The organism is Butyrivibrio sp. AC2005, from assembly GCF_000424145.1.
Taxonomy (GTDB): domain Bacteria; phylum Bacillota; class Clostridia; order Lachnospirales; family Lachnospiraceae; genus Butyrivibrio.
Window position 1 is genome coordinate 134319 of record NZ_KE384138.1, and the last position, 23567, is coordinate 157885.

The 23567-nt window shown below is 42.0% G+C and carries 20 protein-coding genes; 2 read left to right on the forward strand and 18 right to left on the reverse strand.

Features of this window, described 5'->3' with window-relative positions:
• Nucleotides 1-97: 97 nt before the first annotated feature.
• The 7 genes from G602_RS0120665 to G602_RS0120695 all read right to left on the reverse strand — a co-directional run bounded on the left by G602_RS0120665 (nucleotide 98) and on the right by G602_RS0120695 (nucleotide 9887).
• Nucleotides 98-1828 carry an alpha-amylase family glycosyl hydrolase gene (locus tag G602_RS0120665; RefSeq protein ID WP_026660722.1) on the reverse strand — a complete coding sequence of 577 codons (1731 nt, stop codon included), beginning with the start codon at nucleotides 1826-1828 and terminating at the stop codon, nucleotides 98-100.
• Between the two features lie 233 nt (nucleotides 1829-2061).
• Nucleotides 2062-2862: a hypothetical protein gene (locus G602_RS0120670; RefSeq protein ID WP_026660723.1), complete on the reverse strand. Its 801-nt coding sequence runs from the start codon at nucleotides 2860-2862 to the stop codon at nucleotides 2062-2064.
• A gap of 97 nt (nucleotides 2863-2959) precedes the next feature.
• Complete coding sequence (locus G602_RS0120675) at nucleotides 2960-3694, reverse strand: hypothetical protein (protein WP_026660724.1); 735 nt, start codon at nucleotides 3692-3694, stop codon at nucleotides 2960-2962.
• 160 nt (nucleotides 3695-3854) lie between these two features.
• Complete coding sequence (locus G602_RS0120680; protein ID WP_026660725.1) at nucleotides 3855-6293, reverse strand: glycoside hydrolase family 31 protein; 2439 nt, start codon at nucleotides 6291-6293, stop codon at nucleotides 3855-3857.
• 78 nt (nucleotides 6294-6371) lie between these two features.
• Nucleotides 6372-7976, reverse strand: a complete 1605-nt coding sequence (locus G602_RS0120685; RefSeq protein ID WP_026660727.1) for an extracellular solute-binding protein — start codon at nucleotides 7974-7976, stop codon at nucleotides 6372-6374.
• 59 nt (nucleotides 7977-8035) lie between these two features.
• Nucleotides 8036-8965 carry a carbohydrate ABC transporter permease gene (locus G602_RS0120690; protein WP_155830009.1) on the reverse strand — a complete coding sequence of 310 codons (930 nt, stop codon included), beginning with the start codon at nucleotides 8963-8965 and terminating at the stop codon, nucleotides 8036-8038.
• Between the two features lie 13 nt (nucleotides 8966-8978).
• Nucleotides 8979-9887 (reverse strand): ABC transporter permease, encoded by a 909-nt coding sequence (locus G602_RS0120695; RefSeq protein WP_026660729.1) that lies wholly within the window; start codon nucleotides 9885-9887, stop codon nucleotides 8979-8981.
• Nucleotides 9888-10044: 157 nt separating this feature from the next.
• Between G602_RS0120695 and G602_RS0120700 the strand changes: the two genes are divergently transcribed.
• Together G602_RS0120700 and G602_RS0120705 are read left to right on the forward strand one after the other, a co-directional pair.
• Entirely contained in the window at nucleotides 10045-11736 is a 1692-nt protein-coding gene (locus G602_RS0120700; RefSeq protein ID WP_196808737.1) for a sensor histidine kinase, read from the forward strand.
• A gap of 65 nt (nucleotides 11737-11801) precedes the next feature.
• On the forward strand, nucleotides 11802-12569 hold the full coding sequence (locus tag G602_RS0120705; protein WP_026660731.1) for a response regulator transcription factor: 768 nt from the start codon (nucleotides 11802-11804) through the stop codon (nucleotides 12567-12569).
• Nucleotides 12570-12614: 45 nt separating this feature from the next.
• Here G602_RS0120705 and G602_RS0120710 read toward each other — a convergent pair whose 3' ends face one another.
• From G602_RS0120710 to G602_RS0120760, 11 genes are all read right to left on the reverse strand, one after another.
• Nucleotides 12615-12986, reverse strand: coding sequence for a hypothetical protein (locus tag G602_RS0120710; protein WP_026660732.1), 372 nt, complete (start codon nucleotides 12984-12986; stop codon nucleotides 12615-12617).
• 385 nt (nucleotides 12987-13371) lie between these two features.
• Nucleotides 13372-13884 carry a CarD family transcriptional regulator gene (locus tag G602_RS0120715; protein WP_026660733.1) on the reverse strand — a complete coding sequence of 171 codons (513 nt, stop codon included), beginning with the start codon at nucleotides 13882-13884 and terminating at the stop codon, nucleotides 13372-13374.
• Nucleotides 13885-14118: 234 nt separating this feature from the next.
• A complete protein-coding gene (locus G602_RS0120720) occupies nucleotides 14119-14574 on the reverse strand; it encodes a hypothetical protein (protein WP_026660734.1) in 456 nt (151 codons plus the stop codon).
• 139 nt (nucleotides 14575-14713) lie between these two features.
• Nucleotides 14714-16195, reverse strand: coding sequence for a DUF1846 domain-containing protein (locus tag G602_RS0120725; protein WP_026660736.1), 1482 nt, complete (start codon nucleotides 16193-16195; stop codon nucleotides 14714-14716).
• A gap of 24 nt (nucleotides 16196-16219) precedes the next feature.
• The gene (locus G602_RS0120730; RefSeq protein ID WP_026660737.1) at nucleotides 16220-17083 is read right to left on the reverse strand and encodes a DegV family protein; all 864 of its coding nucleotides are present in this window, start codon (nucleotides 17081-17083) and stop codon (nucleotides 16220-16222) included.
• A gap of 117 nt (nucleotides 17084-17200) precedes the next feature.
• A complete protein-coding gene (rlmN, locus tag G602_RS0120735) occupies nucleotides 17201-18241 on the reverse strand; it encodes a 23S rRNA (adenine(2503)-C(2))-methyltransferase RlmN (RefSeq protein ID WP_026660738.1) in 1041 nt (346 codons plus the stop codon).
• 10 nt (nucleotides 18242-18251) lie between these two features.
• Nucleotides 18252-19637: a 16S rRNA (cytosine(967)-C(5))-methyltransferase RsmB gene (gene rsmB, locus G602_RS0120740; protein WP_026660739.1), complete on the reverse strand. Its 1386-nt coding sequence runs from the start codon at nucleotides 19635-19637 to the stop codon at nucleotides 18252-18254.
• A gap of 1 nt (nucleotide 19638) precedes the next feature.
• Nucleotides 19639-20352: a zinc metallopeptidase gene (locus tag G602_RS0120745; protein WP_026660740.1), complete on the reverse strand. Its 714-nt coding sequence runs from the start codon at nucleotides 20350-20352 to the stop codon at nucleotides 19639-19641.
• Between the two features lie 293 nt (nucleotides 20353-20645).
• Nucleotides 20646-21575 carry a methionyl-tRNA formyltransferase gene (gene fmt / locus G602_RS0120750; protein ID WP_026660741.1) on the reverse strand — a complete coding sequence of 310 codons (930 nt, stop codon included), beginning with the start codon at nucleotides 21573-21575 and terminating at the stop codon, nucleotides 20646-20648.
• Nucleotides 21576-21660: 85 nt separating this feature from the next.
• On the reverse strand, nucleotides 21661-22875 hold the full coding sequence (locus tag G602_RS27775; RefSeq protein ID WP_044933044.1) for an AI-2E family transporter: 1215 nt from the start codon (nucleotides 22873-22875) through the stop codon (nucleotides 21661-21663).
• A 79-nt stretch (nucleotides 22876-22954) separates the two neighbouring features.
• The gene (locus tag G602_RS0120760) at nucleotides 22955-23458 is read right to left on the reverse strand and encodes a hypothetical protein (protein ID WP_026660742.1); all 504 of its coding nucleotides are present in this window, start codon (nucleotides 23456-23458) and stop codon (nucleotides 22955-22957) included.
• Nucleotides 23459-23567: the final 109 nt, after the last annotated feature.

A 23567-nucleotide genomic window follows, 5' to 3' on the forward strand; every position in this document is an offset into this window, starting at 1 on the left:
ACCCTGATTTCAACAATTCTTGGCATTTTCAGGGCAGTTGTTGTAAAACCTTACCCTGATTTCAACAATTCCTCCTGCTTTCTGGGTATTTGTTGCTTTACCTTATAAAACTCTTTACCCAGCCTATCAGGGAATCGTGGTGGCGGTTGTTGTATACATCATTTCTCATCTGATCCGTAACATGGCCATTCTTCTCCATAATAGCGAGTATTGCCTCATGAAGTCCGTCGATTACGCCATCATCATAGGAGCCTTTAGATGTAGCACCTGCTTTATCATTTGCAACATTGGAGTTTCCTGTCTGCTCAGTTTTAACTCCATCATGAGATTTCTCGGTTTGTACAAATTTACCTTCTTCGGCTTGTGCTGACTTCCCTGAAGCTTTCTTTTCAGGCTTATCTCCGCTCTCCTTAAGCTCTGAGATCTTTCCGGTCTCTCTGACTTCTTCAAGCTTTCCGGCTGTGCGCTTCTTGTCTCCCTTATCTACCGGAACCCAGATTTCGCCTGAGTTTGCTTTCACATTAACCTGAATGCAGCCATTGTTTACAGCTACCTTCTCACCGGAAAGCGCTCCCATATATTCAGGAGAATTACCTGCAGGAAGTGTCATGGTGGTATCGTTGTCGTCGTTATTGACTGTTACAACCACGCTTCGTCCGTTGTAATTTCTGGCAAAAGCAAACTGCCTGTTCAGAAGCATAAGCTCCTTGTAATCACCGTAGGAAAGCTCAGGATTTTCACTTCTTACTTTTCCAAGTGCTGCGATCAGCTTTGTCGCGGGATTGTTTTTTACTGCATCCTTATAGTCACTGATTTCAAGCGCAGGGCGCAGGGATGCATCTGAAAACTTCTCTTTTCTTCCTTCTATTGCAAATTCGGAGCCATAGTAAATTGAAGGAATTCCCGGCAATGTGTAAAGAAGGATATGCACAGGCGTAAAGTGAGCCTTGTTACTTAGCTTAGTGTATATTCGCTCAACATCATGATTGTCAACAAAATTATAGAGCTTGAAGCCATTTCCTCCACTTGGCATCATACCCTCAAGCCTTCTTTGAGTATGGGCTATTTCAAAATAATTATGGTCGTTATGGCCGGAATATAAAGCCTTGTGCATTACATAGTTGGTTACTGAGTGGAGTGTTCCGTCATTTACCCAGCGGCCATAGTCACCGTGGATTACCTCACCCATGAGCCAGAAATCAGGCTTAACTTCGTTAGCCACAGCTCTCAGCGCTTTCATAAAATCAAAATCCAGCACGTCTGCAGCATCCAGTCTTATTCCATCTATATCGAATTCGTCAACCCAGAAGCGGATTGTGTGACAGATATAATCCTTTACCTCAGGATTTCTCTGATTGAGCTTTACAAGCAGATTATAGCCTCCCCAGTTATCATAGGAAAAGCCATCGTTATATTCATTATTTCCACCAAAGTTAACATTACAGTACCAGTCGCGATAGCGGGAACCCTCTCTGTTTTCCTTAATATCCTTAAATGCAAAAAAATCTCTTCCGGTATGGTTAAAAACGCCATCAAGAATAACCCTTATACCATTGTCATGACACTTTTTCACAAATTTCTTAAGATCCTTGTTGTCACCAAGACGTGAGTCCAGTTTCCTGTAATCCGTAGTTTCATAACCGTGCCCAACTGACTCGAAAAGAGGTCCAATATAAAGGGCATTACATCCAATCTCCCTGATATGGTCAATCCATGGATCAAGATTCTTTAATCTGTGTGTTACCGAATCGTAAGAGTTTTCCTTAGGCGCGCCAAGAAGTCCCAATGGATAGATGTGGTAAAATATTGCCTCGTCGTACCATGCCATGTCAGCTCCTCCTCATAAAGAACTATAAAGCTTATTACGTAATATCGATAATAGTATTGTACCAAAAAATGGATTCGTATGGTACCTCATCTCATTTTTTGGTATGCCTATCGCTAAGCTCGAAAATACCTCGCTAAGCGAATCAGATATATCAAAAAATGGATAAAACAAAAACAGCCCGCAACTAAATGTGCGGACTGCTTACAAAAAATATCAAATTTTATCTGAGTCTATTATTTTACTTTCTTAACCTTAAGCTTATATGTAGCATTATCGTTATAGCCGTGGGCAACCTTAATGTAGTACTTCTGACCCTTCTTAAGTGATACTGTCTTGATTTTCTTCCAGCCTCTCTCGTTGTATATACCTACGTAGTTGCCGTCCTTTTTGCTCTTGGTCTTGTATCCTGTAAAGGATGTCCAGCCGTGATGATTTTCTGTGTTCACTGCTGAAAACTTGTACTTACCGGCCTTTTTAGCCTTGAAAACAAACCAGTCAACATCATCACCATCGTTTATAACTCCGCTATATGCCTTTTTAACCTTGATTGATGTAGCTTTCTTGGCAGTACCATTGTCTTCTTTTTCATAATATTTGTCTGCGTCGTTGACTACTTTAACTTTGTATTTGTAAGTAGTGTTATCAAAATTGCCTTTTACGTTAAGTGAAACCGTGCTTCCGGCAGGCAGACAATACTCAGGTGATGATGTCCATCCTTTGTCCCTATTGATGCTTCCGGAATTCCACATGGTCTTGTAGTTATAAACCATCGTAGCAGAAAGCCATACATTACCAAAATTTACTGATTCGCCCTTACTGTTTATCGTGTCTGTAAGAACCACCTCGATATGAAAACCGCCATTTTCCGGTGCCTTAAATTCAATCACGTTCTCATCATAGTTATTGCTGGAAAACTCTTTCTCCTCATTCAAGTTAATTGAGTAATTAGCTGCAGATACTTTCATTCCCCCTGCAACGACGATTGCGGCCATAAGAGCGGCAGCTGTTCCAAAAACTTTTTTCAAACCTTTCATATATCCCTCCACAAAACAATAATAGTATGCTGTAAGCACAGTATACTATTATATCTTACTTATTCAGATTAACCAATACTATTATCAAAATCCAGCTTTACTTAAGCATCTCAACAATCTCGTCATAAGTGCTGTAAGGAATTTTCTCTATCTCATTAAGTCCCATATAATCATCCTCGAAGCTCACCTCATACTTAACCATATCAGGAGTATCCACCTCTGCAAGCTTTATCATTTCTTTTGCAGGCATATTTTTTTCTACGGTTTCCTTGAATTCTTTTTCGGAAACCTCTTTATCACCTACCATGCAGCTGACAACTTCGTCGTCATTTTCATCCGGTAACCAGAATCTCTCAGCTGAGGTAATCTCAACTGGTTTGGAATCCTCTATCCTGGAGAATATAAAACGCTCACCCATTGCTCCACCGCTCTGTATGAAAACATTTTCTTTTTCAAAAAATGCAATGTAATGCCCTTCCATTCCCGGTGCTATATCGTCCGCAAGAAGAACAGCCTCTTTTCCGTCAGTCGTATACAGGAAAACCTGTTCCTTGTCCCAGGAGCCCTCTGAGCTCACAGCAGCAAGCTCCGGAATATCATCATCATCGACATTTACAAGCGCAAACATATCTGCCTGTCCTGAAGTCGATAACTCTTCTACCAGTTCTGAATATATCTTCTTGTAGCTTTCTTCAGCATTTTCCTTATCTGCGCTGCGCGTGGCAACAGCTTTTACCATGTATGCACCGCCCAGGCAAATGCAAAGAGCCAAGGCAATGGCACCTGACGTAATAAGTAATGTAATCCTGTTCATACTCTTCATTTTCTTCATTTTACTCACCCCTCTATCCAAAAAATAATCGCTGCAGGAATTACTTCCCACAGCGATTATTAGCACATATTGTCATTATAAGGAATTAAATTTTCATAAAATCCTATTTAAAATGAAACAAAAATGCATAGGTTTTTTATGTGCAAATTCTTGAAATATATCAGATAATTTCCAGCATCGCATCCTTCAGCTTCTCTGAGATATCAAGCACGCGAATCTCCTCTTCTGTTCTGAGTTCGCCCATAAGAAATCTGTCATAGATGCGCTGCTTCATATCATAGCTGAACTTGCATCTCTTAAGGAGCTTAAATACCTCTTTTTCCCTGGAATTATTACTAAGAACAACGTTATCGATAGTGAGCTTTGTTCCTTTCAGACTCTCAACCTGCCCGATTCTGATTACAGCCTGCTTACGATTTTCATCATAGCTGTAGGTGCCGATACCCGATGCTATATTGGTACCTTCAATATTCTCCACGCCACAGAGAACAAGCGTATATTCTCTGTTTTTTGTGATCAGATCAAGTGAGCCTTCGGCAGCACCAATCTCAACTGTGAGCCTGCAGGTATCCCTATCATATTTCTGTGTAATGATGGTGAAAACTCCCTCATCCTCCATGTAAGCATTGGAGTTTCCGTCATCCTCATAGAGTGTATAACTTCCGTCTGCTCCGACACCCAGATATATTTTGAGCCTCTTCGGTAGGCTGCCTGTTCCGGCAAGTTGCTCATCATCTTCAGAGTTTTTTCCATTAGCTTCCAAAAATGCTTTATTCGCATTGGAATTATCTTTATCTACATCTAAAGCAATCTCCGCATCCATAGGTACAATTCCGCCGGCCTTTATGAGAACCGGTATCTGCTCAATAGGTCTGTAGAGCTTGCGCGTCATTTCGCCCTCGTAGATGTTGCCGTTAAAAATATCAATCCATCTGCCTTCCGGGATAAATGCCTGTACCTCTGCCATCTGAAGTTCATCATCAATAGGCCTTGTGACAGGATACACCACCAGCTCGCTTCCGAAATAGTATCCATTTCTGCAGTGATAAGCTGCCTCGGATTCCGGACTTCCGTAATACAAAGGCTGCATCAGGGGTTCATCATTTTTATATGACTCATAGTTAGCAGTATAAAGGTACGGAATCATACTATGTCTTAATCTCATGAAATCTCCGACTATACTTCTCATAGGCTCCGGAAGATTCCATGGCTCCTTGAAGAAGAAAGGATTGCTGGAGCTATGCAGTCTCATGATCGGTGAAAAGACGCCGAACTGCACCCATCTGCAGGTTCTCTCAGTGTCTTCCTCACCATGCATATGTCCGCCAATGTCGTGACTCCACCAGCCATATCCCACGTTTGAAGCTGTCGCTGTGAAAAATGGCTGAATATCAAGGCTTGTCCAGGTTGCACAGGTATCTCCCGAAAATCCTATAGGATATCTGTGACTTCCAATACCTGCAAAGCGGGAAAATATCATTGCTCTTTTTCCTCTGCGGAGCTGGTCAAGATAATGATAGTGATTCAGAATCCACAAAGGATCGACACTTCCAGACTTGGCCTTTGTGCCCTGCTGCCAGTCAATCCACCAGAAATCCACGCCATCTTCTTCATAGGGCTGCATCACGTCTTCAAAATATGCATCCACAAAGTCCTTGTTCATAAGGTCAAAGTCCACAGGCTCCTCAGACTTTGGATCGATGCCCATTCTTGTGGCAACCTTTTCATACATATCTTCGAAGGCTCTGATTCCGTCTGCGGGATGTAAGTTCAGGGTAACAGCTTTTCCTCTTCGGTGAAGTTCCTTCAGAAATCGCTTATAATCAGGAAAATAGTCCTTGTTCCAGGTATAGCCTGTCCAGCCGGTTCCGTACTTGGAGTCAATCTCAGTAAGATGCCAGTCCATGTCTATTACCGCAACGGTGATTGGAATGTTTTCCTTATCAAAATTATCCATGAGCTCCAGATAGCTCTTTTCCGTGTACTTCTCATATTTACTCCACCAGTTTCCTAAGGCATATCTTGGAATCATGGGAGCTTTTCCGCAGAGGTGATAGAAGTCCTTCAGAGCATCTTTGTAACGTGTGCCATAGCCCCAGAAGTATACATCCTTCTCCGGATAAGTTCTGTCGAAGATGTCCTCGCCGGAAAGCTCGCAGCTGTCCCCATCATCGAACCAGGCATAGCCCTCGCGTGAAAACAGGCCTTTTTCATAAAGTACAACTCCGTTAGTCTCATCAAGGGTTCTTACTGTCCCGAAGAGGTTTCTGCCGTTTTCGCCGTAGTTCCAGATTACCGGAGCTTCGAAGTCGCTAAGAAGTTCAATCTGCAAACCTCTTGGGGTAAATTCTTTTTTGTCATAGGTAACTTTTAGATTTTCTGTAGTGAAAATGAGCTTATCAGCACTGTCTTCTATGATCTCGTATTTCACTGCAGGAAAGTCTCTGTTTAGCACAACCTGTGTCGCGTTGTCTGTAAAGTGTCCGTCCTTCTCATACTCAAGACGGAGCAAGCTATCCGTCAAAATGCTAATGCGATAGCTTGCTCCCTGAATTTGATTTTCGGAAGGACATGCCGGGTTGAAATTGAATGTTTTCATATGTGTCCTCTTTTTTTATTAACCTCATCCGTCAGCTTCGCTGACACCTTCCCCTTAAAAAGGGGAAGGCTTTAGCTATTACTTATTAGAATTATATGTATCATAAGCGTCCTGCTGGATCTTGATGAAGTCGTTGTAGCCCATTGTCTCAAGTGTTCCGATGTAGTTGTCCCACTGCTCCTCGATTCCGCCTTCTGTTACCCATGTAGCCTGGTTAGAAGCAACATATGCATCAAGGTCTGTGAAAAGTGTAGCAAGAGTGTTCAGTTGTTCTGTAGTGTAGCTTACGTTAGGGAAAGCTTCCTTAGCGTATTTTCCGAGTTCCTTATCAAGTGCAAGCTTGGAAGCATCACCGTTCTCAGCGGCATAAGATACCTTATCGTTAAAGCCGTCTGCTACATACTTAGGACCAAAGTCACGAAGTGACTCAATCCATGCAAAAGTATCAGCGGAGTTGCCATCCTGAGGCTCAAGTACTGTGTATGTTCCGTCTGCTTCATTTTTCTCAGTGCCAACACCAAAGGAACCGTAGAAGTTCTGGATTGAAGCATCCTCTGTGTAGAACTTGTCCACCCATGAAAGAAGGGGACCGGGATTCTCACATGAAGAGGTCACAACAAACTCATATCTGCTGTAGTTCCAGTGCTCAGGATCAGAAGAAATGTAGCTCTCACCCTCAGGACCTGTAAGTGCGGGAAGTGCAATGTACTGGTCAGCATTTGCACCAAAGGTAGCATCAGCTGTCCATCCGGGAGCAGCACCTACAATAGGTGTCTCGTTCATGAGCTTAGCATCACGCATTGAAGAATCCTCTGTGAAAAGCTCAGGATCGATAAGTCCCTTTTCAAAGCAATCGTGCATCCACTCTATGCCACTCTTATAGCCTTCCGTAACAGGAAGATATACGGGCTCGCCGTTCTGAATTGCCATCATGTATGTTCCGTCAGCACCAATTGTTGTTCCGAAAGGAAGACAGAAGAACATAACTGAATCTGCATAGCCCTGTCCGAAAGGAATCTCATCTGAAGGATCACCGTTTCCGTTTGCATCCTGCTCCTTGAAAGCTGTAAGCACATTTTCAAATTCTTCATAGGTTGTAGGAACCTCAAGTCCAAGATTATCAAGCCACTGCTTATTTATGAACATCTGGTTTGCAACTGTAGGTCTGCAGGGCTTCTTTGAAGGAAGGCCATAGATGTGTCCGTCTGCTGATGTTGCAAGTGCCTTCATAGTAGGATCACTCTCAATAATGCTCTTGAAGTTAGGCATATACTCATCGATGTAATCGTCAAGTGCAACGAATGAACCGGTATTGGTCAGAATATCTGACTCTGAAAAGCAGATTGAACCCATAAATGCATCCGGAAGATCACCGCCTGCAAGAAGGACTGCCTTTTTATCTGCCCAGTCTGAGTTCAATATTGTATCCCATGTTACGGAGATTCCCGCCTCGCTTGCGGCGGAATCCGGAAAACCCGTGTGATAATCCTCACCCCAGTCAGCCCATCTTACGGTAGCAACCTCATAGGATGAACCTGAAGCATCCGCCGAATCAGCGCTTGTTGAACTCTCTGACTGCGTACTCTCTGCGCCTGTTGTAGTAACCTCTGCACTCTGTCCGCAAGCTGTAAGCAATGTTGTAAGTGCAAGTACCCCTGCTGTCATCTTCATTCTCTTTCTCATTTTTTGTCTCCTTCTCTTAAAAAATATTGTATTACTAAAAGCTAGTAATTGTCGAAATTTTATCCCTTCACTGCTCCAATCATTACGCCCTGGTTAAAGTATTTCTGTAAAAACGGATAGAGGGCCATGATCGGCAGTGTAGAAACCACGATTGAAGCGTATTTCATCATATCCGAGAGCTGTCTTAATTCCTGTGCCATCGTTCCTGTTGCAGCACCCAAAAGAGATTCGTTTGAAATAAGAATCCTTCTTAGGAGGAGCTGCAGCGGAATGAGATTTTCGTTCTGCAGATAAATAAGAGCGTTGAACCAGGAGTTCCAAAGTCCTACAGCCGTCCAAAGTCCGACAACCGCTATTACTGCTTTTGAGAGAGGTACTGCAAACTGAACGAAGTATCTCATAGTGCTGCAGCCATCAATCTGCGCGGCTTCCCATAATGATTCCGGGAGGGAATTCTGAAAAAATGTCCTCGCAACTATGATGTTGTAAGTGGATACCGCAAAGGGAACAATCATAACGAGGAAGTTGTCAAGGAGTCCGAACTGTTTAACCACAAGGTAGGTGGGGATCAGACCGCCTCCGACAAACATCGGTATGAGATAGAAAACGTTGATCCATTTTCTTCCAGGCAGGTCCTTCCTTGACATTGCATAACCGGCAGTAATATTTACAAATAGAGCAACCGCAGTGCCGGCGAAGGTATAAAATATGGTGTTCCAATAGCTCTTCCAGATCTGGCTCTGCTCAAAAAGCTTTTGGTATCCCCTTACATCTATTACGTTTGGCCATAGCCACACTTTTCCGTTTGCCACATCCGCGGGATTACTAAAGGATGCTATTATGACAAACCATAGTGGATACAGAACCGCGATTATCATAAGAACCGCAATCAGATGAAAAATGATGTTTACCAGATTATCCTGGGTGAATTTACTTTTCTTTTTTATTTTCGGGGAAGCTTCCGCTTCCAGTTTTAGTATGTTTTCCATGAGTACCTCCTTTTTAGAATAAACTGCTGTCTGTAAGCTTCTTCGCGATGAAGTTCACAAAAAGAAGCACAATCACATTTACTACCGTATTGAATAAGCCAATCGCTGTTGACAGGCTGTACTGCATGCTCTGCATACCCATCTTGTAAACATAGGTCGAAATGATCTCACTGCTCATTATGTTCTGAACATTCTGAAGGAGGAACACCTTTTCAAAACCTATTCCCAGGATGCTTCCTGCTCTCATAATGAGGAGTACCATTGCAGTCGGCATGATCATTGGAATATCGATGTACTTTATCTTCTGAAGTGTGCTTGCACCGTCCACTGTTGCAGCTTCGTAGTAGGTAGGATCTATTCCTGCAAGCGCTGCCAGGTAGATGATGCTGTCCCAACCGAGGTGCTGCCAGATGTCACTCCATACATATACATGCTTAAAGGCTGCTGCACTTGACATCACATTCGGAAATTCCTGTCCGAAAAGCCTGAACAGATTTGCGAACAATCCGCTGCTTGGTGACAGGAAGATCAGCACCAAACCACACATAACCATTGTTGATATAAAGTGCGGAAGGTAGGTCACAACCTGGAAGACCTTCTTAAACATCTTAGTCTTCATCTGGTTACACATAAGTGCCAGCAGAATCGGAAGGGGGAAGCCCACCACTATGCTGTACAGACTAAGCAACAACGTATTTTTAATAGTTACCGTAAACTGGTAGGACTTAAAATACTGGATAAAATTTTTAAAGCCCACAAAGGGACTGTGCAATATTCCAAGTGCCGGTGAGTAGTTCTGAAAAGCTATCACTATTCCGACCATCGGAAGATATGCAAAACAGAACAACAAAATCGCTGATGGCAAAAGTAATAAATACAACTGGTAATACTTTCTGATGTTTTTTAGTGCTTTTTCTTTCATTTTCTTTCTCCTCAGTTCGCTGTGTTCAACTGTCGAGTTAAATCTTATATTTTTCAAAAATCAAAAAATAGCACTTTTCAGATTTATGAATAGCACTTTTCCGAACAGGAAACGATTTAATATGGTGCAACTGAAATCTTTTAATTATAATGAAACTATGAAAAACGCAAGAAGAAATATGGGTTATCCCGTTGTACAGATATTAAGAAAAACGCTATGGACAGCGATCCCTGTCGTGATCATTTTCGTGTTCATCAGCGGGTATTCTTTTTGGGAAATAAGAAGACAAAATAGTCTGTCACTGGAAAACGCCGTAAACATTTATCAAACCGATTTAAGCCACAGGCTTGACGCCATTGCACATTTTGTCCAGTGGACTGTTGTACATGATCCCATACTTGATTCCTTTTCCAGGGATAAACATATGGGTGATTTCAGACAGGCCGGGAACGATCTGCGCCTCAGGGTCAGTGATATGCAATACTCCACAGGCTCTGAGTACATGTACTTTTTCTATTGGGATGAAGGGGATATTTTCATAAATGCCTCTGAACTGACAGTCAATTATGAGACCTATAAGAAGATAAAAAAGAAGGTAATTGAGGATGTCGAAAAAGCTGATAATTCAGATGGTTTTTCATGGATTCCCAGCGTTATTGACGGAAAGACCTACCTGTATTATTCAATCACCTATAAACACCGGACCTTTGTGTCACTGGTTTCAATTGATGATATCCTGGCTCCGCTGTTTAACATCAAGCTGGGCTCACATGGAAACATTCAGTTCCTTAGCCTCGACGGAAACAAATATTATCAGAGCGGGCAGAGCCCTGAAGGGCTCCTGAAATACTATTACAACACACAGATTTTCCCCGGTGAAGAGGCCTCTCTTCCGTTTACGCTTGTCATCGATTCAGACATGCTGGGAAACTACGGAAAGATATTTATGCTGCAGTTTTTGGTATTTCTGGCAACCCTGGCGCTAAGCTTCATTATGGGCGGATATATTCTTGTAACATATAAAAAAGTGATTTTACCTATAAAAATCTTTTCAAGTAATCTGTCAAAAATGGATTCTCTCTCCGATTCAGACGTAGGAGCACTTGATCTTACCGACAGCAGAATGCAGGAGCTGAACCAGATAAATGACCAGTTCAAGAGTCTTATTCATGAGATAACAAGACTCCGTATCAACATCTATGAAGCAGAGCTTGATCAGAATAAATTCAGGATACATTTCCTGCAACAGCAGATAAAGCCTCACTTTTATCTAAACTGCCTTACCACAATCGATTCCATGATCAGCCTTGGAGACACCTTGGCAGCACAAAAAATGCTACAGTTCACCTCGAAGTATTTCCGGTACCTTTTCCAGGCTGATAAGGACTTTGTCCCCCTAAGCAGCGAGATTGCCCACACTGAGGACTACCTTGATATCCAGATGCTGCGACTCTCTGAGGACATTGATTACAGCTGTGATATAGATGAAAAGGATATGGATATAATGATTCCTCCACTTCTTCTTATCACCTTTGTGGAAAATATCATCAAATACGCAGAGCCTGCAGGGGAAAGTCTTAAGATTTCCATTACAGGAAAAGACTATGTAAAAAATAATGAGGATTACATTGAAATCTGCATAAAGGATAACGGTCAGGGATTCCCTGCAGAGGTTCTTGAAAAAATAGGAAAAGGTGAATACCTTACTACTGATGATGGTTCACACATCGGAATATCAAACTGTATCAGAAGGCTAAAGCTGCTTTACGAAGACAGATTTGATTTTTATCTCGAAAATGATAATAATGGCGGCGGAGTTGTGAAGCTGGGGCTTCCAAAGAGCCACTAAGTGAGACGACAAATGTCGCGCCCGGATTTAATTAAAAACAGCTACCCCAAAAAGAGGAATACAAAATGCAAGTTCTACTGGTTGATGATGACCGCTTTGTAATTGCGGCCCTGCAAAAAGGAATAGCCTGGGACAGCCTCGGGATAACTGAGGTTTTTACTGCCAGTAACATAAACTCTGCAAAAGAGATTATGGAAAATAACAAAATAGACCTGCTCCTTAGTGACATTGATATGCCACACGGATCAGGTCTTGATCTGCTTAATTATCTCCGAGAGCAGGGAAATCAGGTACCCACCATTTTTCTTACAAATTATGCGGATTTTTCCTATGCCCAAAAGGCCATAGAGCTTAAGAGTTTTCACTATTTTCTAAAGCCCATTGATTACGTTGAGCTTACCAGGATTATCAGGAAAGCCATAAAGGAAGCTGAGACTCTAAAGGAGACTCAGGATTTACTTGACAGCTCTGCAGGTAAAGGTGAACCTCTCCCTGAAATCATTACGGATTCCGCTGAAAATGAAAACAATATAAAAGCTCTTCTAAAATACGTAGATGACCATTTCCGTGAGGATATAAGCCGCGAGCAGCTCTCTGTTATGTTCTTTTTTGATCCTGATTACATAACCAGAATTTTCAAAAAAGAAACCGGCATGAGCTACAAAAACTATGTGATTGAAAAGCGCCTGTCTCTGGCAAAGGAGCTTTTAACTGAGTCTGATTATCCCATTCACGATATCGCCCAGTATGTCGGATATGACAATTACTCCTACTTCACGAGGCTCTTCAAAAAGAGCTTTGGCGTCACCCCGATAGAATTCCGCGGAAAATAAAAAGTTATCTACCGTAAGAACCCTTGCGCCCAGGAGATGCCAGGTTCACTGAACATGCTGAATAAGTGCGATTGTAAAGCCTGAAGGAGAAACCATTGTAGCTTCTTTTGCATGGTTAGTATCAAGAGTGTCATCTCCTCTTTTATTTGTAAATCCATGTTTTTTCAGAATGTCATATGCTTCATCAAAATCATCAACATTCATTCTGATATAAATTTTATCCTGCGGTATAGTATCTGCATCTGATATATCAATATGAAAACCGTTTACGTCCTTCATGCGTACAGACTGTACCATCGATTTGCCTGTATCTGTTACCGGAGCATGTGTCTTTTCAAATCCTAATTCTTCAAAAACCTTGATAGCTTCATCTGCCTTGGGTGATATGATTATAGGATCAAAAGTAGTAATCTTCATATTTTCCCTCCTTAAGAAAATGAATGTCATCAGCTTCCAATACTATAGCATATGGAGAAAACACAGTTTCTAAAAATCGTATAAAATTTAATTTAAAAAACAAAAACTTCGCACACCTTATAAGCATATAAAAAGGTACCGCAACTACTATGATAAGTTGCGGTACCTGCTTTTTGTATTTAGGATTAAATTTTTAATAAGCAAATAATATGATATACGAATTGCTCCGTTTCTTCGAAACTCTTGCAATTCTACAAATATTCGGAAACCGCTAATTTACTGCGTAAATTGCTAATTCCTCATATTTGTTCGGGTCATAAAGTCAAAATGCTTAACATGCAAGCATGTACGCATTTTTGACTTTTGACACCTATATCATAATATATTAGGCAAGTGTAAGCTGTGAAAGCTCGCTTGTAACACGCTCCTTAACAGCGTCAAGCTTGGACTCCATCGAGTAAGCCATCTCAGAATAAAGAAGCTTCTCAGCGATGCCAAGGTACTTCTCATCCATAGATGCGAACTTCTTACCTTCAGCTGCTCTTGTAGCCTTGATCTTACGAAGAGACTTAACAAGGCACATCATCTCAGGAGCCTTATTTCTCTTAATAACTTCAACGATAACAGCCTCTGCCTTCTTTCCCTGGGGAATATCATAGACCTCGAGCTCGTCGATCTCACCAATGAGCTCCTCAGCCTCATCGGCATCAATAGCATCACGCATCTTCTCCTCTGCTCCGTCAACCGGAACATAGAGAACCCCCTTGCTGTCTATGCTGGAAACCATGCTATAGTAGAGCGTTTCGTTGCCTCTCTCAAGAAAAGACGGAACAAGAATGTCCTTCACCTCACAAAGACCATGATTACCGTAAACAACACAATCTCCTCTATTCAGCATATTTTTTCCTCCTAAATTGCAAAAACGACAAACAAGGGCGACACTAAAAACATCGTAGCAAATTCTAAAGCAAAATGTAATAAGGAGGGGCCATATTTAAGAAATTCTTAAGAAAACTTAATGGATTAAGTAAAGACGCAAAAAGAAGACCCGGCGGAGGTATACTCTCGTCAGGCCGTCTTCATGACAATATTTAGAAAGGAAAGGAGGAATAAAATTGCATAAGCAAGACATTCAAATCGCCTCGCCGAGCTTCGTGTAAATAAATCCCGTTTGCTGGCAGAACTGGCTCAGTTCCTGCCCAAATACCTGCATATAGGCATCTTCCATGTACTGTGCATCATGGCTAAGAAACAGGATAACCTGTCCGCTCTTTAAGTCAAACTCAAAATCCTTTGTTGGCTCAAGAGCATGTATATCCTTGAAGGACATACCGTACTTTTCTCTGCAAACCTCTTCGCGGTTAGGAAGATCCATAGTATCAGTGATTATCTGATTCTTTACTTTCCTAAGGTCGTCCAGAAAATGAAGAACCATGAATTCTGCAACATGGAGGGAGGTTATCTCATAGCCTCCAAGCTTCATATCACTAATAACTTTTCCGAAATCAACTGTTGCTGCTCCAAAAGGATCTACCTTCTGTCCGCCTACATCTACGCAAAATACAGCATCATATAAGCTCTGATTCATGATGAACCTCCAACATATATAGCTGAAATGATTGGTTCCATAGTGTTATTATAGCACGCGGTAGAAAAATCAATTCTAATAATTCCATAAATAATCAGTTAAAATCGAATGTTATTTCGTTAAAATATATAAAATAATATCAACCATGGAACAGCTTCTTGGTCTGGTACTTGGGCTCACAGGTGAGGTTTACACCAAGCTTGTGGAAAGTGGACTCATCAACGGGGGAAAGGATAACCGTTGAGTGAACCTCAAGTCCGCGAAGCTTGTCAACCTGCTCAAGTGCTGCCTTTGCATGCTCATCTGTGGCAGCGCAGATAGTAAGAGCAATGAGAATCTCGCCTACGTGAAGGTGAGGATTGTGACCACCAAGCTGCTGAACCTTAAGGTTTTGTATAGGTTCAATAATAGAAGGCGAAATAAGGTCTATTTCGTCCGGAACACCTGCCATTGTCTTAAGTGCATTCATAAGCATAGCGCTGGTAGCGCCCATAAGGGCACTGGTTTTTCCTGTAACAACCTGTCCATCCGGAAGCTCAATCGCTGCCGCAGGAGCACCTGTAAGCTCTGCCTTAAGATTAGCTGCCGCAACTGCAGGTCTGTCCTGAATGCTGCAGCCTGCCTTCTGCATAAGGATCTCGAGAGTATCAACTCTGTCCTGAGAGCTCTCTCCCTTTCTAACCTCGCAGAGTTCCTTGTAATAACGTCTGATGATCTCCTGTCTGCCTGCTGCCTGAGCTGCCTCATCATCAATGATGCAGTTACCTGCCATATTTACACCCATGTCTGTGGGTGACTTGTAAGGTGAATTCCCGTAAATTGTCTTGAACATTGTATTAAGCACAGGGAAAACAGCCACATCCCTGTTGTAGTTAACCGTAGTCTCACCATAAGCTTCAAGGTGATAGGGATCGATCATATTCATATCAGCAAGATCAACCGTTGCAGCCTCATAAGCAAGATTAACCGGGTGCTGAAGCGGAATATTCCAGATCGGGAAGGTCTCGAATTTTGCATATCCGGCCTTAACGCCATGTCTGTTTTCATGATAAAGCTGAGAGAGGCAGACAGCCATTTTCCCGCTTCCGGGACCGGGCGCAGTTACAACAACGAGTGAATGCTTTGTCTCGATGTACTCATTTTTACCATAGCCCTCTTCACTGATGATAAGCGGAATATTTGAAGGATATCCGGGAATTGAGTAATGTCTGTAGACTTTAAGGCCCAGTGCCTCAAGCTTTTTCTGGTAAGCTACAACCTGCTCTGTTCCGTCATAGCGTGTAAGAACTACAGAGCCAACATAAAGTCCGTAACCATGAAAGGCATCAATAAGGCGAAGAACGTCCATATCGTAAGTGATTCCAAGGTCGCCTCTTACCTTATTCTTCTCAATATCTCCTGAGTTGATGACTATAACAATCTCAACATCTTCCTTTAGCTGAGTGAGCATGCGGATTTTGGAATCCGGCTGAAATCCCGGCAAAACTCTTGATGCATGGTAATCATCGAAAAGCTTTCCTCCAAATTCCATATACAGCTTACCGCCGAATTGTCCAATCCTCTCGCGGATACGCTCAGACTGCATCTGAAGATATTTGTCATTGTCAAATGCCTGTTTCATGTTTTTCCTCTCTCCTTTTGATTATTAAGTTTTCTGAAAATATGCGCATGCGATTGCCCCGGGGCCTGCATAGGTTCCGATGGTTGCCCCCACATGAGCAACGGGTATTTCGCTTAATTCACCTTTATAATTTCCTTCATAAAGGTGTTTGCTATCTTCTAAGTATTTCTTTAGCATTATATCCGATAGTCCGGAATATGCAAGACATATCGGTCTGTCAAAATCAATTCCGCCATTCTTCTCAATATATTGAATAAGAAGATTGTTGCCGTTCTTTGAGCCTCTGGCTTTTCCGACAACTGCAACCACTCCGTTTTCAATGGTAATTACGGGCTTGATTGAAAGAACACCACCTGCAAGGGCTGCTGCTGCGGATATTCTGCCGCCAAGCTTTAAGTATTCAAGAGTATCGAAAACCGATATAACTCTTGCACTCTTCTTTTCCTGCTCTATTATGGAAACTATCTGGTCAGCACTTTTTCCTTCATCTCTAAGCTCGACCGCCCTGGCTACTATTATATACTGTGAAATACAAAACTGCATCGAGTCTATCACATGAACCCTGTCCCCGATTTCTTCCGCAGCAAGGTAGGCGCTCTGGTAACAGCCTGAAACTCCGTAGGAAAGGCTTATGTAAATTACATCATTTCCGGCATCCACTTCGTTACGGAATATCTCTTCGTATTCAAAAGGTGGAATCTGACTTGTTTTGGGCAGTGTGTCACTCTCTACCAGTTTTTCATAAAAAACTGTATAGGGGAGGGTAACTCCGTCAAGAAATTCTTCCTCGCCGAATCTGACCTTCAAAGGTATAACCTTAATCCCCCATTTTTTGGCAGTTTCCTGCGGTATATCGCTTGCTGAATCTGTGATAATACTAATTCCCATTGTAAACTCTCCTCTTGATGATTCGTGGTGATAATGAATCATCGAAAATACTTTAAGTGTTTTTAACTAAATTAGTATATCAGGCAGATATCTCAAAATCAATTACTTAAATTTCATTTAGGTATTTTCCCCCTCAGAAATATGCCTTCTGCGGAGCTGGCCGCAGGCACCGTCTATATCACGGCCCATTTCTCTTCGGACAGTTGCATTGATGTGACGCTTCTCAAGTTTTTTCTTGAAAGCCTGTACTCTCTCAGAGGTACTCTCAACAAAATCCCTCTCCTTAATCGGATTAACAGGTATAAGGTTTACAACGCAGTTAAGGCTTCCGAGAATATCTGCCAGCTCATCTGCGTCCTCATCCGTGTCGTTAACGCCGCCCACAAGGGAATACTCGAAGGTAAGCTGTCTTCCTGTCTTATCAAAATAATATCTGCAGGCATCAAGGAGTTCTTCAATAGAATACTTGTTGGCAATGGGCATAAGCTCCTGCCTCTTCTCCTGATTGGAAGCATGCAATGATATTGCCAGGTTTATCTGAAGCTTTTCATCTGCGAGGCGCTTCATGTTCGGCACTATTCCGCAGGTTGATATCGTAAGATTTCTCTGTCCGAGATTTAGGCCGTTTTCATCTGTGAGAAGCTTTACAAACTTAAGGATGTTGTCATAGTTGTCCAGCGGCTCTCCGCTACCCATTACTACAACTCTCGATATCTTCTCTCCGGTGTCGCGGGTTATGGCGTATATCTGATCCAGAATCTCCGAGGGCTCAAGATTTCTCTCCACTCCGTCGATGGTCGATGCACAGAATCTGCATCCCATGCGGCACCCGACCTGAGAGGATACGCACACGCTGTTACCGAAACGATATTTCATGAAAACACTCTCAATGAGGTTTCCATCGGCGAGCTCAAAGAGATATTTCCTTGTCCCGTCCAGCTTTGATTCCTGAACTCTTACGATTTTAAGAGACACGTAGTCACACTCTGATCCCAGTTTTTCCCTGAGATTTTTAGAGAGGTTTGTCATCTCATCAAAGCTTCGTGCCTGCTTTTTATGCATCCAATCATAAAGCTGCCCGGCTCTAAAGCCGGGCTCCCCCATATCTTTTATCAGTTCTGTTAATTCTTCTTTTGTAAGTGATTTAATATCTGTCATCCGTTTTTTCCTACAGTACTTTTCGTTTAAACTTTGCTATGAAAAAGCCGTCCGTCCCGTATTCTCCGGGAATAATACGAACATAACCGGCTCCTGCTGTCTGGATTTCCTTCATTTTACCCGGAAGTCTGTCCTCAATATCTACTGCGAAAAATGGAAGGTTCTCAAGTATCCACCTATAATTATCCTCATTTTCCTGTGTTGTGAGTGTACAGGTGCTGTAGATGAGTGTTCCACCGGGTTTTACGTAATTCCAGACACTGCTTAATATGTTTCTCTGAGTCTTCTGAAGCTCAAGCACAGCAGTCATGTCCGTGTTCATCTTGATATCAGGTTTTCTTCCGATTACACCAAGCCCGGAGCAGGGAAGATCACAGTATAGCACATCAGCCTTGCCCTCAAGTGACTTGTCATGCTTCTCAGCATCATAATCCTCAACCACTACATTTTTATAACCCATTCTTTCTACGTTTTCACGTATTAAAATGCACTTATTTTCAGATATATCCCTTGATATTACTTTGCCTGTATCCTTCAATACATCAGCAGCATGAAGGCTTTTTCCTCCCGGAGCGGCACATACATCTATTACCGTATCCCCCTTACGAAGAGCGGCAATCTCAGTGACAAGCATAGAGCTTATATCCTGAACCATGAAAGCGCCTTCCTCAAATCCCGGAAGGTATCTGATGTTGTCGGTATGATACAAATCCATCGCATATTGAAGCAGCGAACTGGGTCTCATTTCTATATGACCATTATTTGCATTTTTCATTTTTGCAAGTATAGGCCTAAGCTCATCCGCAGTAAACCTACTGCTGAATCGCACTGTTATCGGTCTTGTCTTTAAGAAAAAAGCAAAGATTTCGGTAGTTTTTTTGAAACCGAATTCATCAAGGAACAGCTTTGCGATCCACTCAGGCTGTGAATATTTGACGGAAAGATATTTGATTCTCGATTCTACTGATTCGCCGGGATCAGGCCATGCTATCTCATCTTTTTTTCTTGAAACATTTCTCAAAACCGCATTAACAAAACCCTTAAGGCCAATAAAATGTAGCTTCTGAGTCAGTTTAACAGCTTCATTTACCGCTGCCGAATCCGGCACGGAATCCATGTACAGTATCTGGTAAACGCCCATTCTCAGAATATATAATATGGGTTTTGCCATCTTTTTAATCGGAGTCTTTGAAAACTGGCTGATGACATAGTCAAGTGTTATCTGACGCTCAATGACGCCTCCCGCCAGATATTTTATGAACGATTTCTGCTTTGCTTCGAGATAATCATACTTATTTAGCGCAAGCTTAATCACCGACTTGTGATAGGAGTCACTTTTTCCCATCTCAGCCAGAATATCATAAGCTATACGCCTTTCATTGATTTCCCCAGCCATCTTACCTCCTATTGCTTCTATTGCCGTTTACAATTAAAACAAGACGAAGAAGCTGTAAAATAGATGAAGCAGCTGCTGCCACATAAGTAAGAGCAGCCGCAGTAAGTACTTTTCTTGCCTGAGCATTCTCATCATGAGCGAGAATCCCATACTCTTCCAGCATTACAAGCGCTCTGTGTGAAGCATCAAACTCCACAGGAAGCGTCACAAGCTGAAATGCCACAGCAATGGAAAACACCCAGATACCAATCTTTGCAAGGGGTGTCATTCCGATGATAAGTCCAAGAATTATTATCGGAAGCCCAATCTTGGATCCGATATTAGCTGCAGGTACAAGCGCAGATCTGATTTTAATCGGGACATAGCCTGTATGGTGCTGCATTACATGGCCGCACTCATGAGCTGCAACTCCAATCGCAGCAACACTTGTTGAGCCATAGGTACTGTCTGAGAGATTTACTGTGTTGTTCCTTGGGTCAAAGTGATCTGAAAGGTCTCCCGGCACATGAACCACTGCTACGTCATTTATTCCGTTTCTTCTAAGTATTTCAGTAGCAACCTGTGCTCCTGTCATACCTGACATGCTTCTTACTCTTGCATATTTGCTGTAGGTTGACCTCACCATTGCACTGGCAAGCATGCAAAGAACTGCACCAATCAAAACCAGTACATACGTGTAGTCAAACATCATTCCCCCATATCCATATCTGTACATTATTGTCTCCTCCTAATATTTTAGTCCGAGCACAATGTCTGCTCCGTCTTTTTTTCATAATATATATAATATTTGCTCGTATTAAACCAAGCACTCCGATAAGCCCTAAGCATAAATCGTTTCGAGCAGAGGCTCTCACGATTTACAGGTCTTATCTCCGTGGTTTAAATCTCGCAAAGTATTATATATATTACTTCACAAAGCCGGATCACCCCCTGTGCTCTCATTCAAAGCTTTAATTTCAGTAGTTCCATTTAGTATTTGTATCCTGTTTAACATAGTGGATTAGGATATCATTCAAGGATATCTCCCACATTCAAGGTATAGCCCAAAAGAAAATCCTTCACATACATGCGTTTCTTGCCTTCAAGCTGAAGTTCAAGGATTTCGAGCTGGCCGTTACCGGTGTTGACCGTGAAAGTATCTTTATTCACAGTGGCTATTGATCCCGGAGTTCCATCCGCGTTTTTCTTTAGAACTTTTGCGGTCCAGATTTTCAGCATTTTGCCGTTAAGTCTGGTGTATGCACTTGGCCAGGGATTCATGCCTCTTACAAGGAATGAAATCTTCTCAGCGGAATCATTCCAGTTAATCTGTCCCATATCCTTGCTGATCTTGCCACACTTTGTAGCCTCAGCATCGTTCTGAGGAATTGGTGTAAGTTCGCTATTTTCAATCCTAGGAAGTGCCTCTACTATGAGGTCTGCTCCCAGATACATAAGCTTATCAAAAAGAGTTCCCGCGGTATCGTCATCCTCTATGGGAATTTCCTTAGTTATAAGGATGTCACCTGTGTCCATTCCGGCATTCATCTGCATTATGGTTACGCCTGTAGTCTTGTCCCCATTAAGGATGCACATCTGAATAGGTGCCGCTCCTCTGTACCTGGGTAAAAGTGAAGCATGAATATTAACACAGCCGAACCTTGGTATATCAAGCACTTCCTGTGAGAGTATCTGTCCGAATGCTGCCACAACAAATATATCTGCATTTAGAGCCTTAAGCTCCTCAACAACCTCTGCCTCTCTTATCTTCTTAGGCTGCATGATCTTTAGTCCATGCTTTAATGCACATTCTTTAACAGGTGACGGAACAGGCTGATTGCTCCTCCCTTTTGGTTTATCAGGCTGAGTCACAACTGCCACAATCTCATGACCTGCTTCTATCATCTTTTCAAGCGGTGGTACGGAAAAATCCGGAGTACCCATGTAAACTATTTTCATACTTATAGTTTTTCTCCTTAATATGTATTATCGTTCTTAATTGTACTACATACGGAAAAATAATGGGATACCTATGTGATCTTCCCTATTTTTTTGCTTCCGGTTCATCTTCCTTTACTTCCTGCTTTTGAGGAAGGTATTCGGTAATCTCATGTTTTTCCAGCATATAATAAACCAAACGTCTGATAAGATCATATATAACAGCAAATACGGGAACACCTACAAGAATTCCCACAATTCCCATCAGGCCTCCAAAGAGCGTGATTGCAAAAAGTACCCAGAACCCGGATAATCCTACGCTACCCGAAAGGAGCATCGGACCTAAAACATTGCCGTCAACTGTCTGAAGTACTACCACAAATATAATAAATATCAGACAGCACAAGGGGGAATCCATCAAAATAATAAGAGCCGAGGGTATCGCTCCGATAAAAGGGCCAAAGAAAGGAATTATGTTCGTTACGCCGATAAGAACAGCTATCAGGACTGCATTTTTCATTCCCAGGGTAAGCTGAAGAATAAGACAGAAAACATAGCATATAAGCCCGACAACTGCACTGTCTAAAATCTTACCACCAAAGAAGCCTACGAAAGTCTTGTCTATAAAACAGATTTCATCCAATACCTTCTCTGCTGTTTTTCTTTTAAAAATAGAGTATATGATCATCTTTCCCTGTCTTGCAAAGGTAGTCTTACCTAACAGAAGATAAATGCAGATGATCACTCCCAGGAAAATATTATAGAACACACTGAAAACTGAGCTAAAAGCACCTGCTACGCCTCCCATAAGTCCGCCAAGCTCCGGAAGCACCTTATCCGTCAGCCATTCAACGCCTGTATTCTTTAATGCATCTATTCCCTGATAGATATAATTGCCAATAACCGCATTGTCAGCAGCAAACTTTCTAACAGTCTTCTCCAGTTTTGCCGTTGCAGCAGGGATTTCATTTATTATTGAAGCAATGCTGTTTACAAGAGCAGGAATTACCATATCCAACAAAATCATTATTACTAATATGGCGATAATCAAAACAAGTACAACAGAAAGCCCTCCTGCCAGGCTCTCCTTCTTACCCTTAAGTAGTTTTTTCATTTTTCCTTCAATCCAGTTGTATGGTGTTTTAAGTAAATAGGCCATTACACCACCATAGATAAAGGCTTTCAAAGTGGAAATCAATTTTGAAAAGGCTCCTGTAATTCCATCAAACCTTAGCAAAATAAAATATGCAATTACTGTCAGAGTTAGCCCGACAAACAACGGTATTGCAAACTTAAGTGATTTTTTCCAGGATTCCCTCATTTTTTTACCTCATTGTTTTATAAAAAGGGCTTTTACCCTATTCTCAGAGTAAATGCCCCTTAACTATCAATTTCGTTCGCTATAATTCTCTCACATAAAAACCAAAGAAGGTTCTATGGTATCTTGCCAGTTCCTCGTTTGCCTCAATCAAATCCTTCTGTGATTCTATCAGTGCATCGTGGGACTGTCTGATCTCAGCCTGAACTCTCTCAAACTGCTCGTGTTCCTTATCCGCAAGTAAAAGTAGTGTATCCGTTCTAGCCAGATTCTCCTGAAGAGATGCATTCTGCCTGGTCAGGTCCTGAAGCTGTTTCTGTAATAGTATGACTGCATCCTTAAGCTCTTCATTTTCCTCCTGGACACGTTCAAGTTCATGCTTTAGACCATCGTTGTCAGATTGCATAACTATAATCTTTTTTAATCTGTGCTTATCAAAAAAATCACATGCGTAGTCGTCAATAACTCTGTGATGATCTTTTATTTCTACATGACCTTCCAATTCTTTTTCATATTTTTTTGCCTGCGCCCTTACAGTCTCATAACTGATTGACCTGCTATCGGCGTATTCCTTTAATGTCATCATGATTATAGCTCTCCCAAACGATCAGGCACTAAAATCCTGTTTCACTCATAAGATATAATAGTTCCTTCAAGAATAATTATAATTTTGACTTGACGATATCGCACATAAA